Origin of the sequence: Lentzea albida (genome assembly GCF_900111005.1) — a bacterium.
In the GTDB taxonomy this organism is placed as follows: domain Bacteria; phylum Actinomycetota; class Actinomycetes; order Mycobacteriales; family Pseudonocardiaceae; genus Lentzea; species Lentzea albida.
Genome location: NZ_FOFV01000013.1, coordinates 218,251 through 234,181 on the forward strand (window position 1 = coordinate 218,251; position 15,931 = coordinate 234,181).

General features: G+C 69.2%; 11 protein-coding genes. 5 read left to right on the forward strand and 6 right to left on the reverse strand.

Going from position 1 to position 15,931, the window contains the following annotated elements; genetic code table 11:
- Positions 1–38 precede the first annotated feature (38 nt).
- Positions 39–2,444: an ATP-binding protein gene (locus BMY74_RS29350; protein WP_089921719.1), complete on the forward strand. Its 2,406-nt coding sequence runs from the start codon at positions 39–41 to the stop codon at positions 2,442–2,444.
- On the opposite strand, the gene BMY74_RS29355 is transcribed toward BMY74_RS29350, so the two are convergent.
- Positions 2,434–3,081: an HAD family hydrolase gene (locus BMY74_RS29355; protein WP_177229976.1), complete on the reverse strand. Its 648-nt coding sequence runs from the start codon at positions 3,079–3,081 to the stop codon at positions 2,434–2,436. The two genes, BMY74_RS29350 and BMY74_RS29355, sit on opposite strands and share 11 nt — an antisense overlap.
- Before the next feature lie 159 nt (positions 3,082–3,240).
- Entirely contained in the window at positions 3,241–3,960 is a 720-nt protein-coding gene (locus tag BMY74_RS29360) for a DUF5753 domain-containing protein (protein WP_089921721.1), read from the reverse strand.
- 410 nt (positions 3,961–4,370) lie between these two features.
- Here BMY74_RS29360 and BMY74_RS29365 point away from each other — a divergent pair, with 410 nt between their 5' ends.
- A complete protein-coding gene (locus BMY74_RS29365; protein ID WP_089921722.1) occupies positions 4,371–5,990 on the forward strand; it encodes a glycosyl hydrolase family 18 protein in 1,620 nt (539 codons plus the stop codon).
- Positions 5,991–6,051: 61 nt separating this feature from the next.
- Here BMY74_RS29365 and BMY74_RS29370 read toward each other — a convergent pair whose 3' ends face one another.
- The 4 genes from BMY74_RS29370 to recD2 form a co-directional block, all read right to left on the reverse strand.
- A complete protein-coding gene (locus tag BMY74_RS29370) occupies positions 6,052–7,176 on the reverse strand; it encodes a serine hydrolase domain-containing protein (RefSeq protein ID WP_342718242.1) in 1,125 nt (374 codons plus the stop codon).
- An 87-nt stretch (positions 7,177–7,263) separates the two neighbouring features.
- Complete coding sequence (locus tag BMY74_RS29375; protein WP_089921724.1) at positions 7,264–8,346, reverse strand: serine hydrolase domain-containing protein; 1,083 nt, start codon at positions 8,344–8,346, stop codon at positions 7,264–7,266.
- Between the two features lie 14 nt (positions 8,347–8,360).
- Positions 8,361–9,641 carry a M14 family zinc carboxypeptidase gene (locus BMY74_RS29380; RefSeq protein WP_089921725.1) on the reverse strand — a complete coding sequence of 427 codons (1,281 nt, stop codon included), beginning with the start codon at positions 9,639–9,641 and terminating at the stop codon, positions 8,361–8,363.
- Positions 9,642–9,987: 346 nt separating this feature from the next.
- Complete coding sequence (recD2, locus tag BMY74_RS29385) at positions 9,988–12,159, reverse strand: SF1B family DNA helicase RecD2 (protein WP_089921726.1); 2,172 nt, start codon at positions 12,157–12,159, stop codon at positions 9,988–9,990.
- A gap of 84 nt (positions 12,160–12,243) precedes the next feature.
- Between recD2 and BMY74_RS29390 the strand changes: the two genes are divergently transcribed.
- The 3 genes from BMY74_RS29390 (at position 12,244) to BMY74_RS29400 (ending at position 15,867) form a co-directional block, all read left to right on the forward strand.
- The gene (locus BMY74_RS29390) at positions 12,244–12,918 is read left to right on the forward strand and encodes a response regulator transcription factor (protein WP_089921727.1); all 675 of its coding nucleotides are present in this window, start codon (positions 12,244–12,246) and stop codon (positions 12,916–12,918) included.
- A complete protein-coding gene (locus BMY74_RS29395) occupies positions 12,915–13,913 on the forward strand; it encodes a HAMP domain-containing sensor histidine kinase (protein WP_089921728.1) in 999 nt (332 codons plus the stop codon). The genes BMY74_RS29390 and BMY74_RS29395 overlap by 4 nt, the downstream gene beginning before the upstream one ends.
- A gap of 205 nt (positions 13,914–14,118) precedes the next feature.
- Positions 14,119–15,867, forward strand: a complete 1,749-nt coding sequence (locus tag BMY74_RS29400) for a DUF4153 domain-containing protein (RefSeq protein ID WP_089921729.1) — start codon at positions 14,119–14,121, stop codon at positions 15,865–15,867.
- Positions 15,868–15,931 lie beyond the last annotated feature (64 nt).

Sequence of the window (15,931 nt, forward strand, 5' to 3'; positions counted from 1 at the left end):
AGGAACACCCTGCCGTTACGGCTGGAGGAAAGGGACTCATGACCAGCAACGGGCGTTGCGCGCTGTGCGACGGCACGATGCCTCCCGCCACCTCCGAGCAACGCAGGTCCTACTGTTCCAACGCGTGCCGCCAACGGGCGTATCGCCGCCGCGTCACCGTGTCCGCGGCAGCACCCGCGACCAGGCAGAACCTGCGCGTGCTGTCGAACCTGCCCGCCGCGCGCGACACGTTCGTCGGGCGCCAGCAGGAGCTGTCGAAGATCGACCAGCTGCTGCGCCGGCATCGTCTCGTTACGGTCGTCGGCAGTGCGGGTGCGGGCAAGACGAGGCTCGCGCTGGAGGCGGCGGGCCGGCTCAGGCGCGGGCGGACGGACCGGGTCCTGCTGGTCGAGCTGGGCGAGATCACCGCCTCTCGAGACGTCGTGCCGGCCCTCGCCGACGCGCTCGGAGTGGTCGCGCGGTCCGACGAACCGTTGCGCGACACCGTGGTCGAGACGCTCGTGAACATGAAGGCGCTCGTGGTCCTCGACAACTGCGAGCACCTCCTCGACACGTGCGCCGAACTCACCGACACGCTGCTGAACCGCTGCCCCGGCGTGCGCGTCCTCGCCACCTCCCGCGAGGCGCTGTGGATCACCGGCGAGGTCAGCTTCCACGTCGAGGGCCTGCCCGTTCCCTCGACGGACCGGGACCTGGTCACGACGGCGGCGCCCCGGTCCGAGGCCGTGAAGCTGTTCGTGGACAGGGCTCGCGAGCGCAAGCCCGACTTCCGGCTGACGCCGTCCAACACCGCCGCGGTCGCGTTGCTGTGCGCGCGGTTGGAGGGAATGCCGCTCGCGATCGAACTCGCGGCGCGGTGGGTGCGGTTGTTGCCGGTCACGGACATCTGCGACCGCATGGACGAGCCGCTGGAGCTGCTGACGCTGGGCTGCCGCAAGTCGCCGTCGCGCCAGAGCTCGTTGCGCGAGGCCATCGACTGGAGCTACCGGCTGCTGGAGCCGGACGAGCAGTTCGCGCTGCGGCGGCTGTCGGTGTTCGACGGCGGCTTCGACCTGGCGGCGGCCAACGAGGTCTGCACGTCGGAACGCTCGGTGGAACCCGTGCTGGACGTGCTGTCCCGGCTGCAGGCCAAGTCGTTGCTGACTGCTGTCCCCGGCACGACCCGGTTCCGGCAGCTGGAGACGATCCGGTTGCACGCCAGGGAGAAGCTGCTGGCGGCGGGCGAGCTCGACACCGCCTACGAGGCGCTGGCCCGCTGGTTCACCGACCTGTCGGACGCGCTGCTCACCACGCCGCTGTCGATGCCCGCGGACGTGCAGCGCAAGCTCGACGACCACGTCGACAGCCTGCTCGGCACGGTCGAGTGGGCGGCCGACCGCGCCGACGAACGCCTGCTGCTGCTCACGGCGGCGCTGGCCGACTGCACCGCCCGGCGCGGACGGCTCGGCCAGGCGCGTGTGCTGCTGCGGGACGCGCTGCGGCGGCCGTCCACGCGCGACGACTACCGGTGCGTGGCCCTGAACCACGCGGCCCGGTTCGCGGCCGAGCAGGGCGACCACGCCGAGGCCGTGGAGCTGTCCGGTGAGGCGTCACGGCTCGTGCCCGCGAACTCGACGGCACTGGCGATGAGCTGCCGCAGCACGTTGGCGGCCGTGCAGCGGTATTCGGGCGAGTGGGAGGCCTCGGACAAGAACAACACGGAGTGCCTGAGGGTCGCCGAGTTGTTGGGCGAGCCCCTCGCGCGGGCGCAGGTGTTGGTCGATTCAGCGCGTACGGCCTTGTTTCTCGGCAAGCACGAACGCGCCGAGGCGAACGTCATGTCCGCGTTGCCCATCTCGCGCGCGTCGGGCGTCCCCGCGCGCATCGCCTCCGCTCTGAACACACGCGGCGCCGTCGCGTTGGTGCAGGGCGACCTGGACGAGTCGGCGCACGCGTTCCAGGAGGCGTTGCGCATGGACGGCATCAACCCGTTGACCGCACCCGACGCGTTGGAGGGTTTGGCCGTGGTCGCGTTGATGCGCGGTCAGGCCGAGCGCGCGCTACGGCTGGAAGCGACCGGACGGGCGATGCGCCGCTCTGTCGGTGTGGTGCCGAACCCGTTCTGGTCGGAGAAGGTCGCAGGGGCTATGCGCGCCGCACGGCTGATGCTCCCCGTTGCGCGCGCAGAAGCCGTCAGCACGCCGTTGACCGCCGCGGAGACCGAGGCGTTCATCCAGGACGAGGTGTGGCTGGACCGCACGGAGGCCGCGTTCGACGCGCTGGACGACCACGAGCGCCGCGTGATCGCGCTGCTCGCGACGGGCCTGACCAACCAGCAGATCGCGAACCGCCTGAACGTCTCCGTGCGCACCGTGGCCTCGCGACTGCTGCGGCTGCGCGAGAAGCTGGGCCTGCAGAGCCGCGAGGACGTCGCCGCGTGGGGTGCGGAGCGGGCTATCGGTTGAGCGCGTAGACGTCGACCCACAGCCGGCACATCGCCTTGGCGGCCAGCTTGGCGTCCGGAACGTGCTGTGCCGCCTCGGTGTGCGCGCTCGTGATCGCGAGCACGGTCATCCCGGCCGCGTGCGCCGACCGGACGCCCGGCTCCGAGTCCTCGACCGCGAGGCACTGCCCAGGCTCCAGCCCCAGCTTGCGCGCCGCCACGAGGTAGGGATCGGGCGCGGGCTTGCCGTTCTGGACGTCCTCGCCGCTCACGATCACCTGCACGTGCCGCAGGATCCCGGACGCCGACGCGGCCGCCCGCACGTACCGGCGCGGCGCCGCCGACACCAGGCCGACAGGCCCCAGCTCCGCCGCGAGGGCGACCAGTTCCGCGGCCCCCGGCTGCAGCCCGAACGAGCCGCGCGCGATCGCGTCGACCATGCCGTCGACGCACTCGGAGACCGCCCGCTCCGGCGTCAGGCCGTCGCACCGGTCGGCGAGGTAGGCGCCCCAGGTCGTCCTGCCCTGGATCGCGGCCCAGTCGGCGCGGGTCCAGGAGCGGTCGTGGCGGGCGGCGACGGCGCTGATGACCTGGTTCCAGGTCGCGGTGCTGTCCACGAGGGTGCCGTCGAGGTTGAAGACGGTGGCGAGGAGCGTCACCTGATCATGGTTGGGGCGGTGGGGGCGGGGGTGCGCGGCGGACCAGGGGGTTTGACCCGATGGTGCGAACTTGCCGGCCGCTGCGGGGAGGCGGGCAGGAGCGGTGCGCGAGGACCGAGAAGTGTCAGACCTGGCTGGGATAATTGAATCAGGGGACCCCTAGCGGGGGACCCCTGCGCCAGCGTGGCGGGAGTGCCTCGGCTCCGCCTCCGGACCGATTCCTCGTGCCGCGAGCCGGGTGATCAGCTGCCGGGATTCCTCCTCGTCCAAGGCCTTCCGATCGAGTGCCTTGATGATGTCCTCGTAGTCCCTGACGGAGTCCTTGCGCTCGACGACCAGGCAGGAGTTCTCGGCTTCGAGGAAGATCACGGGCTCGATCCGGTCGAACCGCAGCAGGTCGAAGCTGCCCGCCATACCGGCATGCGCACCGGCGGAGAACGGCATGATTCGAAGGTGGATGTACGGCCGCACGGACATCTGCAGCAGGTGGTGCAGCTGCGCGCGCACGACCTCTTCACCGCCTGCCTGCGTCCACAGCACCTGCTCGTGGAGGTAGAACGTGCAGTCGAGCCGTTGCCGGAAGACCTCCTGCATCGCGAGGCGGGACCTGACCCGGTCTTCGATCTCGTCGGCGGGGAGGCCGACGGTCTCCGCCGCGATCGCTCGAAGGCAGTCGGGGATCTGCAGCAGGCCGGGGATCACGAGCGGCTGCCAGACCACGAACTCCCTGGCCTTCCAGAGGTGTTCGAGGAAGGTGCGGATCCGGAACGCCTGCTGGTCGGCGAAGTGCTGCCACCAGACCTTCACGTCGGGCTCGCGGAAGAGGCGCAACAGGTGGTCACGCTCTTCTGGATCGATGCGGCAGAAGCTGAGCAACACCGCCAGATCCACCTCCGTGCAGCCGCCCTTGCCGTGCAGCAGGTCGGAGAGCTTGCCTGGATCTCAACCGATCTTCTCGCAGATCTCGCGCGCGGTCATGCCCGTGGCGGAGAGCGCGGCCCGTACCGCGTCGCCGAACTCGCGGCCGCGCGCCGTGGAGAAACGCTTTGGCATGGAACGAAGTTGGGGCCGACCGTCCTCTTTGCGCAGTCACCGCACCAGAACTCGACCCGAAGGGCTGTCGTCTCGGAAACCCTCCAATGGTTAACCAAGTAGACCGGAACCGGACATCCCAGCCCTACTAAACCGTTTTCGAACTGCTCCATTCGAGTGACGGCAGAGGTCTAGACCTTGACCTTCGAGTGGTCTAAACCACATCGTTCCGGTACCCCCTGCGACTGAGGAGACCGATGTCCAAGTTCCGATGGCATCTAGCTGCTCTCTTCGCGGCAGTCGCCGCGATGGTCCTCGGAATCGTCGTCGTGCCCGCCGCGAGCGGTGCCGGTGGCGTTTCCGCCACGTTCTCCAAGGGTTCGGACTGGGGAACGGGCTTCGAGGGCAAGTACACGATCACGAACAACAGCACGGCGGCCCTGACGTCGTGGACCGTCGAGTTCACGCTGCCGGCCAACCACCGCGTCACGTCGCTGTGGGACGGCTCGTACACGACGAGCGGCCAGACCGTCACGGTCAAGAACACCTGGAACGGCAACATCGGCGTGGGCGGGTCGGTGAGCTTCGGCTTCAACGGCGCCTACTCCGGCACGTTCGGTGCGCCGACCAACTGCAAGCTCAACGGTGGTTCGTGTGAGGCCGGCGGGACGAACCCGACGACCACCACGACGACGTCGACCACGACGTCGACCACCACCACTACGACGACCACGACGACGACCGGCCCGCCCCCGCCTCCGGGGAAGATCAACCTGGGCTACTTCGCGGAGTGGGGTGTCTACCCGGCGCGCAACTACCAGGTGAAGAACATCGACACCTCGGGTTCGGCGTCGAAGCTCACGCACATCAACTACTCGTTCGGCAACGTGGTCGGCGGCAAGTGCACCATCGGCGAGACCTTCCCCGCCATCGAGAAGTCGATGACGGCGGCGGAGAGCGTCGACGGCGTCGCTGACACGTGGGACGCGCCGGTGCGCGGCAACTTCAACCAGCTGCTCAAGCTGAAGAAGAAGTACCCGCACCTCAAGGTCCTGTACTCCTTCGGTGGCTGGACCTGGTCCGGTGGCTTCGGTGAGGCGTCGCGCAACCTGCCCGCGTTCGTCGACTCCTGCTACAACCTGCTGAAGGACCCGCGCTGGGCCGGTCTGTTCGACGGCATCGACATCGACTGGGAGTACCCGAACGCGTGTGGCCTGTCCTGCGACACGAGCGGCCCGGCCGCGTTCGCGAACATGGCTCAGGCGCTGCGCAACAAGTTCGGCCAGAACTTCCTCGTCACCGCGGCGATCACGGCTGACGGCTCCGCCGGCGGCAAGATCGACGCTGCCGACTACGGCCCCGCGTCGCAGTACCTCAACTGGTACAACGTCATGACCTACGACTACTTCGGTGCGTGGGCGGCTCAGGGCCCGACGGCTCCGCACTCCCCGCTGACGTCGTACAACGGCATCCCGACCGCCGGCTTCAACTCCGAGGCCGCGATCTCGAAGCTGCGCTCGAAGGGCGTTCCCGCCAGCAAGCTCCTGCTCGGCATCGGCTTCTACGGCCGCGGCTGGACGGGCGTGACGCAGGCGGCCCCCGGTGGCACGGCGACCGGTCCGGCTCCGGGCACGTTCGAGCCGGGCATCGAGGACTACAAGGTCCTCAAGACGAAGTGCCCCGCCACCGGCACCATCGCCGGCACTGCCTACGCGTTCTGCAACGGCCAGTGGTGGAGCTACGACACCCCGCAGACGATCACCAGCAAGATCCAGTGGGCCCGCAGCCAGGGTCTCGGTGGAGCGTTCTTCTGGGAGCTCACGGGTGACACCGCGAACGGAGAGTTGATCACCGCGATGAAGAACGCCCTCGGGTGATCTTCTAAACGCCGGGAGGGGAGCTGGGTCAACCCAGCTCCCCTTTTGTTTTGCCCGGAAATCAGCAGAAGACCTCGGTGAGCAGCTTGTTGAACGCGTCTCCCGGGTTGCCCTCGGTGGGTCCGCTGGTGGCGTTGAGCTCGAAGCGCTTCTTGCTGTCCGGCGTCGACAGCAGCTGCGACGAGTAGCCGGGGATGCCGCCGCCGTGGCCCCACACCTTCGTGCCGCACGGCAGGGTCTCGACCTGCAGGCCGAGTCCGTACTGCGGGCTCACGGCCGTGGTCCTGCTCATCTCGGCCTGTTGAGCGGGCTTGAGCAGCTCACCCTTCGACAACGCGGTGATGAACGTGTCGAGGTCACGGGTCGTGGAGATCATCTCGCCGGCGGCCCAGGCGACCGACGGGTTGATGCGGGTGATGTCGGACGGCTTGCCCGCCACGGTCCAGTAGGCGCGGGCGTGCGGGCCGTGGATGTTCGGGTCGTCGCCGGGCACCTCGGTGTCCCTGAGCCGCAACGGCTTCAGGATCCGCTGCTCGACGGCCTTCTCGTAGGGCTTGCCGGTGAGCTTCTCGACCAGCAGGCCGGCGACGACGTAGTTGGTGTTGGAGTAGTTCCACTGCGTGCCGGGCTCGAAGTCGAGCGGCTGGGCCGTGGCGAGCGCGAGGAGCTCCTGCGGCGACCAGTGCTTGTAGCGGATCTTCTCGAACTCCTCCGGGCTGAGCGGCAACGCGTTGGTGTAGTTGAAGAGCCCGCTCGTGTGCTGCAGGACCTGGCGGACGGTGATCCGCTGGTCGACCAGGCCGGGCAGGTAGCGGACGACCGGCGCGTCCAGGTCGAGCTTCCCCTCCCCCGCCAGTTGCAGCAGCACCGTCGACACGAACGTCTTGGTGATGCTGCCGACGCGGAACCTGCCGTCGTCCGGCACCGGGCGGGTGCCGTTCAGGTCGGCCTTGCCGGACGTGGCGGTGAAGCGCTGCCGCCCGTCCACGACTCTCGCCTGCACGCCGAGTGCGGCGCCGCTCCGCGTGATCTCGTCCAGGGCCTGCTGGACGACCGCGCGGTCCGCGCTCGACGTGTCGGCCGACGCGACGCCCCCGGTGGTCAGGACCAGCAGGCTCGCCGCGGTTGCTGTTGCTGTTGCTGCCAATCGAATCCCCATGCCCCACAGCAAATCGAGGCGGGGCACGGCTCCGCATCCACCTGGAGTCGCACGCGGTCCCTAGGGGTCCTGCCGGGAAGACGGCCGGCACCGGGGGGATGACCCCTGGTCCGATCAGCAGAAGATCTCGTTGATCAGCTTGCCGTAGGCGTTCGCCGGGTCGCCGGTGCCGACGCCCGCGGAGAGGGAGAGCTCCACGCGGCGCTGGAGGTCCGGGGTCGAGTAGGCGTAGGTCGAGAAGCCCGGCACGCCACCGGGGTGGCCGATGATCGTGGTGCCGCACGGGGCCTTCTCCACGAAGACGCCCAGGCCGTAGTCCGTGCTGACGGCGGTGGTCTTCGTGAGTTCGCTCTGCTGGGCCGGTTCGAGCAGCTTGCCGGTGAGCAGGGCGGTGTAGAAGGTGTCGAGGTCGCGGGTGGTCGTGATGACGTCACCGGCGGCCCAGAAGACGGACGGGTTCCAACGGGTGGTGTCGATCGCGCGTCCGTTCACGATGCCGTACGAGTGGGCGTGCGGGCCGCGGATCTCCGTGTCGCCGCCCGGGAACGTGGTGTCGTTGAGGCGCAACGGCTTCAGGATGCGCTGTTCGACGACCCTCTCGTACGGCTGGCGCGTCACCTGCTCGATGAGCAGGCCGAGGACGACGTAGTTGGTGTTGGAGTAGTTCCACTTCGTGCCGGGTTCGAAGTCGAGCGGCCTGCTCGTGGAGATCTCGACGAGTTCCCGCGGCTCCCACTGCCGGTACCGGACCTCCTCGAAGCCCTGCGGGTCGAACGCGAGCGCGTCGGTGTAGTTGTAGAGCCCGCCGGTCATCTGGAGCAGGTGGCGGACGGTGATCCGGCGGTCGACCAGGCCGGGCAGGTAGCGGTCGACGGGCGCGTCCAGCGAGATCCTCCCCTCGCCGGCCAGGTGCAGCACGGTGGTCGAGGTGAAGGACTTGGTGATGCTCCCCGCGCGGAAGCGGCCGTTCAGCGGGACGGGGCGCGGATCGTTCCTCTCGGCGGTGCCGGACCGCGCGGTGAAGCGGGTCCGGCCGTCGGTGATCCGGGCCTGGGTGCCCTGGGCGACCCCGACCGCGACCAGTTCGTCGAGGCCTTCCTGGACGGTCCCGCGGTCGACTCCGGTGTCATCGGCGACCGCGGTCCCGGTGAAGAGCAGGCCGAAGGCGGCGACGGTGACGAGCAAGCGTTTCCGCATGCCCCCACAACGCGTCAGTACGGGCGCTTTGCTGCATTCATGGCCGAAACGAGCATGGGACGCACTTTCGGCCAATGCACGTCCGCCTGGCACGAGAACGGCGGCAGGAAGCCACCGCACCGGCCGGAGCTCGCGCCGATCTCCCAGACGAAGCTCGGCACGCCCAGGTCGTCGTACACCCAGTCGTCGGTGGCACCCGACGAGTTGTAGAGCACCTCGCCCGGCTGGCCTGCGGTGAATCCGGACCGCGCGGCCATGTCGTTCGCCATCTTGCGCAACGCGGCGTCGTTGCCCGTCTTCTGCGTGCTCCAGCCCCACGGGAAGAGCACGTAGTCGCCGTAGCTGTGCATGGAGATCACGGCGCCGGTCGTGTCGGCGGAGGCCGCCGCCGTGTCGCCGGGCGCGCGGGTGTCGCGGTAGAGCTTGCGCCACAACGACTCCAGCGCCTGCACCTCGGCCTCGGAGTCGGCGCGCGGGCCCTGGTAGGTCTCGGCGCACTTGTTCCTGGACGAGCCGACCTCTCCCCAGTGCGAGCCGGCGTTGCGGTTGAGGTCGACGCCGCGCGGACCGGAGGTGCAGGTGCCGTTGGCGTTCTTGCGGTGCAGGACGGGGGTGTCACCGCCGGACTCGACGATCTCGACGCCGTCCGGGTTGGCGATCGGGACGACCCAGACCTCCAGTTCGGACAGCATCGCGGTGAGGTCCGGCGAGCCGACCAGGTCGTCGACGTAGCGCCACGCCATGTCGCCGGTCGTGATCTCCCTGGCGTGCAGCTGGCCCATCACGAACAAGCGCGGCTTCGGCGCGGTGGGCGTGAGTGCGCAGTCACCTGGGTTCTTCCTGGTGATGCATATGGCCTTGAGGTCGTAGCCGCCGCTGCCCTGCGTCTTGCGCCAGGAGTCGCCGTAGTCGACGACGGTCGCGAGGCCGGGGTGCGCCTTCGCCACCTCGTCGAGGTGGGCCAGGTGCGCGGTGATCGTGCGGTAGCCGCCGTAGTAGGTCGTGTCCGCGAGGGAACGCTGCTGCCGTTGCGACGGGGGCATCACCTTCTCCACGGTGGACGCGAACCCGTCGGAGCGGAGCTCGTCCGCGGTCCGCGGGTCGCCGACCACGAACAGGTCGTCGCCGTCGCGCTGTTCCAGGACGTCGTACCCGAGGCTCAGCAACCGTTGCGCGGCATCGCCCATCGGCGCGGGGACGCGCAGCACGTGTGTCGCTTGTGGACCTTCCGCCGGAGCCGCTGCGGGGCTGAGGAGGAGGGCCAGGCAGGCGAGCAGGGCGACGGCGGTCCGCATGATCGACGATGATGGGCCGTTCGGCCGATCGCCGCCACTCCGTTCGACCGACCGGATGATTACCGTCCGGTCCTTGAGACGCCGATCGGGTCCACTTGGCGCGATGTGACGAAAATCAATACCATTTGGGTCAGCACCGCAGCGGTTATTGCGCAGTGAAGCCGAAACCGACTCGACGGACAGCGAGGTTCGCACACACCAGACCCGGAAGAAGTGGGAGCGCAAGCCATGGACCATCTCTACAACGACGGTGTCGCTGAGATCTCCTTCCCCTGGCGCGGTTCTCTCACGGACGACGACGAGGGGCTGGAGCCGACCATCGTGCGCAGCATGGACTGACGAAACGTCAGAACGCCTGCGCGGTCCTCAGGCGGTGGGCCAGCGCCGTGTGGCGGCGGCCCGCCCCGACCGTGCGCACGGCCTGGCCGATCGCCCGCTTGCTGCCCACGAGCACGACGAGCTTCTTCGCGCGCGTGACGGCGGTGTAGAGCAGGTTGCGCTGCAGCATCATCCACGCGCTGGTCGTGATCGGGATGACCACGCACGGGTACTCGCTGCCCTGTGACCGGTGGATGGTCATGGCGTAGGCGTGGCTGAGCTCGTCCAGCTCGGAGAACTCGTAGTCGACCTCTTCGTCCTCGTCGGTGCGGATCGTCAGCTTCTGCTCGACGGCGTCGAGGGCGATGACGACGCCCAGCGTGCCGTTGAAGACGCCGTTCTTGCCCTTGTCGTAGTTGTTGCGGATCTGCGTGACCTTGTCGCCGAGCTTGAACACCCTGCCGCCGAACCGCTTCTCGGGCAGGTTGTCGCGCGACGGCGTGAGGGCTTCCTGGAGCACGGTGTTGAGCGCGCCTGCACCCGCCGGGCCGCGGTGCATCGGGGCGAGGACCTGGATGTCCTTGCGCGGGTCGAGCCGGAACTTGCGCGGGATGCGGTTCGCGACGACGTCGACGGTCAGGTTCGCCGCCTCCTCCGCCTCGTCGGTGCTGAAGAGGAAGAAGTCCGGCATGCCCTGGACGATCGGGTAGTCGCCGCTGTTGATGCGGTGGGCGTTCGTGACGACGCCGGACTCCTGGGCCTGGCGGAAGATGTGCGTGAGCCGGACGTTCGGGACCGGGCTGCCCTGCGCCAGCACGTCCCGCAGCACCTCCCCCGCGCCGACGGACGGCAGCTGGTCGACGTCGCCGACGAGCAGCAGGTGCGCGCCGGGCGGGACGGCCTTCACGAGCTTGTTGGCCAGCAACAGGTCCAGCATCGAGGCCTCGTCCACGACCACGAGGTCGGCGTCGAGCGGGTGGTCGCGGTCGTACGCCGCGTCGCCGCCGGGCTTAAGTTCGAGCAGGCGGTGGACGGTGCGGGCCTCGTGGCCGGTCAGTTCGGTGAGGCGCTTCGCGGCACGTCCGGTCGGGGCGGCCAGGACGATCTTGGCGCGTTTCGCCTGGGCGAGCCGGACGATCGAGCGGACCGTGAAGCTCTTGCCGCAGCCGGGGCCGCCGGTGAGCACGGCGACCTTCTGCGTGAGGGCCAGCTTGACCGCCGCGGCCTGGTGTTCCTCGAGGTCGGTGCCGAGCCAGGCGAAGGCCTTGTCCCAGTCGACGGTGGCGAAGCTCGGCATGCGGTCGGTGTCGGCGTGCAGCAGGCGTTTGAGCTGGGCCGCCATCGAGATCTCGGCGCGGTGGAACGGGACCAGGTAGATGGCGATCTCGTCGTCCGGGAGCTCCTCCCGGACCACGCCCTCCTCCTCGACCAGTTCGGCGAGGCAGTCGATGACCAGGCCGGTGTCGACCTGGAGGATCTTGATGGCGTCCGCGATGAGGGCCTGTTCGGGCAGGTAGCAGTTGCCGTCGGTGGTGGCCTCGGAGAGCGTGAACTGCAGGCCTGCCTTGACGCGCTGCGGGCTGTCGTGCGGGATGCCGACGGCCTTCGCGATGACGTCGGCGGTCTTGAAGCCGATGCCCCAGACGTCCGCGGCCAGCCGGTACGGCTCGTCCCGGACGACGTCGATGGACTTGTCCGCGTACTGCTTGTAGACGCGGACGGCGAGGCTCGTGGAGACGCCGACGCCCTGGAGGAAGACCATGACCTCCTTGATGGCCTTCTGCTCCTCCCACGCGTCGGCGATGAGCTTGGTGCGCTTCGGGCCGAGCTTGGGGACCTCGATCAGGCGCTCGGGTTCGTTCTCGATGACGTCGAGGGCGCTGACGCCGAAGTGGGTGACGATCTTGTCCGCGAGCACCGGCCCGATGCCCTTGATCAGGCCGGACCCGAGGTAGCGGCGGATGCCCTGGATCGTCGCGGGCAGGATCGTCGTGTAGTCGTCGACGTGGAACTGCTTGCCGTACTGCGGGTGCGAGCCCCACGTGCCGCGCATGCGGATGGACTCGCCCGGCTGCGCCCCGAGCAGCGCGCCGACGACCGTGACCAGGTCACCGCGGCCCGTGTCGACCTTGGCGACGGTGTAGCCGTTGTCCTCGTTGGCGTAGGTGATCCTCTCCAGGACCGCTTCGAGGACGTTCATGGTGCGAACCTACCTCGCAGGTCTGCACACGATCTTCACAACTTGTCCCGGCGTCCTCCACGACATACCCATAAAGTCGCCGCCATGACAGGTCAGCGCAGGGTGCTCGTCGTGGAGGACGACATCACGATCGCCGAGTCCGTGGCCGCGCGGCTGCGGGCGGAGGGGTTCGAGGTGGCCGTGGCGCACGACGGTCCGTCCGGGGTGGCCATGGCGGCCGCCTTCGGTCCTGACCTGGTGGTTCTCGACGTGATGCTGCCGGGGTACGACGGGCTCGAGGTGTGCCGGCGGATCCAGGCGTCGCGGTCGGTGCCCGTGCTGATGCTGACCGCGCGGGGGGACGAGACCGACCTGCTGGTCGGGCTCGCCGTGGGGGCCGACGACTACCTGACGAAGCCGTTCTCGATGCGCGAACTGGCCGCACGTGTGCACGTGCTGCTGCGCCGCGTGTCCCGTGCGGTGTCGTCGCGGTCGCTGGAGCTGGGCGACCTGCTCATCGACCTGTCGTCGCGGCGGGTGTCGCGTTCGGGCGTCGAGGCACACCTGACGCCGACCGAGTACGACCTGCTGGTGTTCCTGGCCGAACGCCCCTCCGCCGTGCAGGCACGGGAGCGCCTGCTGGCGGAGGCGTGCGGGTGGCACGAGGGAGCGTCGTCGCGGACGGTCGACTCGCACGTGAAGGCGCTGCGCCGCAAGCTCGGCGCCGACCTCATCCGGACCGTGCACGGCGTCGGGTACGCGCTGGAGGTACCGCGATGAGACGGGTGCTCGAGCTGATCGACATGCTGCCGCGTCCGCTGGACTCGGTGCGGTCGATCAAGCTCAAGCTCGGCATCGTGATCGTGGTGTCCGGGTGCGTGTCGTTCGCGTACTTCCGCTACGTGACGGGGTGGCTGCCGCCGCGGACCACTTTGATCGCGCTGGTGTTGGGGCTGCTGACCTCGCAGCTGCTCGCGCACGGCATGACCTCGCCGTTGCGGGAGATGACCTCCGCGGCGCGGTCGATGGCCTCCGGTGACTACTCGCGTTCGGTGCGGGCCACGTCGTCCGACGAGGTCGGCCAGCTCGCGGAGGCGTTCACGGTGATGGCTTCGGATCTGGCCGCGGCCGACCAGCAGCGGCGTGAGCTGATCGCGAACGTGTCGCACGAGCTGCGGACTCCGATCTCCGCGTTGCAGGCGGTGCTGGAGAACGTGGTGGACGGGGTCGCTGCCCCTGATGCCGCGACCATGCGGACGGCCCTCGCCCAGACCGAGCGGCTGGGGCGGCTGGTCACCGAACTGCTCGACCTGTCGAAGATCGACGCCGGGGTGCTGTCGCTGAACCGGGAGACGCTGTCGGTGTCGTCGCTGGTGGCGGATGTGGTGGCGGAGGCCGCGGTGGCCGCGCCCGCCGCCTCGTTCTCGATCGACGTTCCCGGCGACCTGACCGTTCTCGCCGACGGGGAGCGGCTGCACCAGGTGCTGGTGAACCTGGTGGACAACGCGGCCCGGCACGGACCCACCGGGGGGTTGGTGTCCGTGTCCGGGTACGCGTCCGGAGCGTGCGTGGTGCTGGAGGTCCGGGACGAGGGGCCGGGGATCGCGGTCGCCGACCGGTCCCGGATCTTCGAGAGGTTCACCCGAGGGGAGAGGGCGGGCGGTGGCGGGACCGGGCTCGGGCTCGCCATCGCCCGGTGGGTGGTGGACCTGCACGGCGGCACGATCGCCGTGGTGGACCCCGGGTCGTGCATCCGGGTGACTTTGCCCCGCTGACTTTTCTTGTTCGTTCTCGTCCGCACCCGTTCGTGCTGGTGTGGCGGTGAAGCGCGCCCGTTTTCGGGCTTGGGAGAGAGACATGACTGACTCTGGTGAGACGTCCGGGACGCCTGGGAAGCCTTCGAAGCCTGCGCGGAAGGCGGTGGGGAAGGGGGTCGGGCGGTCGCGGTACCGGGATTTCCGGAGGGTGGGGTACCGGCCGGTGGCCGGAGGGCCGGCGGGCGCTGAGGAGTCGGCGGGTGCCGGGGAGCCGGCGGAGGAGGCCGCCACCGCCGGGGACAAGCCCCAGCCCGCGCAGCCCGAGGCAGCGGCGGAGTCCAAGCCCGCGGCTGACACGCCTGACACGGCAGAGGCCAAGCCGACCGCCGACAAGCCCGTGGCAGAGGCGAAGCCCGCCGCGCAGCCCACCCCGGCCGTCCAACCCGCCGCGGTCGTCACCGCCACCCTCCCCCCACCGTCCCCGTGGCAGGGCCCGCCCCGCTACCCCACTCCCACCCCCGCCATGGCCACCCCAGGCGTCCCGTTCATGCCCTGGTGGCGCCCACCCACCACCGGCGCCCCCGGCAAGGCCCTGATCGCGGGCCTCGCCGCGGGCCTGGCCGGCGCCTTCCTCGCCGTGCCCAACAACGGCATCGGCTGGTTCCTGGCCGGGCTCGTCGGCGTCGGCGCGGTGCTGTTCTACAGCGGCAAGCCCACGGTCGAGCGGGCGTTGTGGCTGGCGGCCGCCCTGGCGTTCCTCGCGATGGCGTTCCTCCGGGCCGCGGAGTGGGTGTTCCCGCTCAGCCTCCTGGCGTCCATGCTCTGCGGGTCGATCGCGATGGCCGGCGGCAAGACGGTGCGAGGGCTCGTGTTCGGGGCCGTCGGGGTCGGGCTGGGTGCGTTCCGGTCGATCCCGTGGGTCGCGAAGGGGGTCAAGAAGCGCGGGCCGATCGGCATCAGGCCGTTCGTCTCCGTTGGTGTGGCGTTGGTGCTGTTGTTGGTCTTCGGGTCGTTGCTGGCCGGGGCGGACAAGGGGTTCAACGACTTCCTCGAGGCGTTGGTGCCCGACCTGAACCTGGACGACTGGGTGCAGCAGGCGTTCTTCGGGGTGGTGGCGGCGTTCGGGGCGCTCGGCGCCTGTTATCTGGTGGCGGCGCCGCCGGAGATCGACGAGGACGCCGAGCAGAAGCCCGGGTCGTTGCGGCTCAAGGACTACGGGTTGCCCGTGGGTGTGCTTGTGTTGCTGTTCACCGGGTTCGTGGGGACGCAGCTCGCGGTGTTGTTCGGTGGCGAGGCGTACGTGATGAAGACGGCCGGGGTGACGTTCGCCGAGTACGCGCGGTCCGGGTTCTGGCAGCTGCTGTGGGTCACGATCCTGACGCTCGGCGTGATCGCCGGTGTGGCGCGGTTCGCGGTGAAGAAGTCGCAGAAGGACCAGTTGTGGCTGCGGGTTCTCCTCGGTTCACTGGCTGTTCTCACACTCGTCATCGTCGCGAGTGCCTTGAGCCGCATGTGGTTCTACCAGCAGGCGTACGGGTGGACGGTGCTGCGGCTGCTCGTCGCGTCGTGCGAGGTGTGGCTGGCCGTGGTGTACGTGATGGTGATCGCGAGCGGGATCTCGTTGCGCGCCAACTGGTTGCCGAAGGCGATCGTCGCTACGGGTGCCGCGTTCTTCCTCGTTGTGGTGGCGATGAACCCCGAACGAGTGGTCGCCGACTACAACGTGTCGCGGTTCGAGGCCACGCAGAAGATCGACACGTACTACCTGTCGCAGTTGTCCGAGGACGCGGCGCCCGCGCTCGTCAGGCTTCCGGAGTACGAACGCTCGTGTGCGTTGCGGCGGTTGAAGAACCGCACGCCCGAGAAGGACTGGCGGGAGTGGAACCTCGCGCGCCACAACGCGAAGAAGTCACTCGAAAGTGTTGTGGTGACTGAGGTCACCTGTGAAGGCGCATACTCGGGAGAGAGGTAAGCCGTTACGTGACTGTAAAGTTGGTCGGCTACCAGTTGCCGAGAGGGTGAGAAGTGACGCACAA

What these genes read in the sequence shown, in the direction of transcription:
- BMY74_RS29350 (WP_089921719.1), top strand. Translation starts at nt 39, where the DNA reads ATGACCAGCAACGGGCGTTGCGCGCTGTGCGACGGCACGATGCCTCCC.
- BMY74_RS29365 (WP_089921722.1), top strand. Translation starts at nt 4,371, where the DNA reads ATGTCCAAGTTCCGATGGCATCTAGCTGCTCTCTTCGCGGCAGTCGCC.
- BMY74_RS29375 (WP_089921724.1), bottom strand. Translation starts at nt 8,346, where the DNA reads ATGCGGAAACGCTTGCTCGTCACCGTCGCCGCCTTCGGCCTGCTCTTC.
- BMY74_RS29380 (WP_089921725.1), bottom strand. Translation starts at nt 9,641, where the DNA reads ATGCGGACCGCCGTCGCCCTGCTCGCCTGCCTGGCCCTCCTCCTCAGC.
- recD2 (WP_089921726.1), bottom strand. Translation starts at nt 12,159, where the DNA reads ATGAACGTCCTCGAAGCGGTCCTGGAGAGGATCACCTACGCCAACGAG.
- BMY74_RS29390 (WP_089921727.1), top strand. Translation starts at nt 12,244, where the DNA reads ATGACAGGTCAGCGCAGGGTGCTCGTCGTGGAGGACGACATCACGATC.
- BMY74_RS29395 (WP_089921728.1), top strand. Translation starts at nt 12,915, where the DNA reads ATGAGACGGGTGCTCGAGCTGATCGACATGCTGCCGCGTCCGCTGGAC.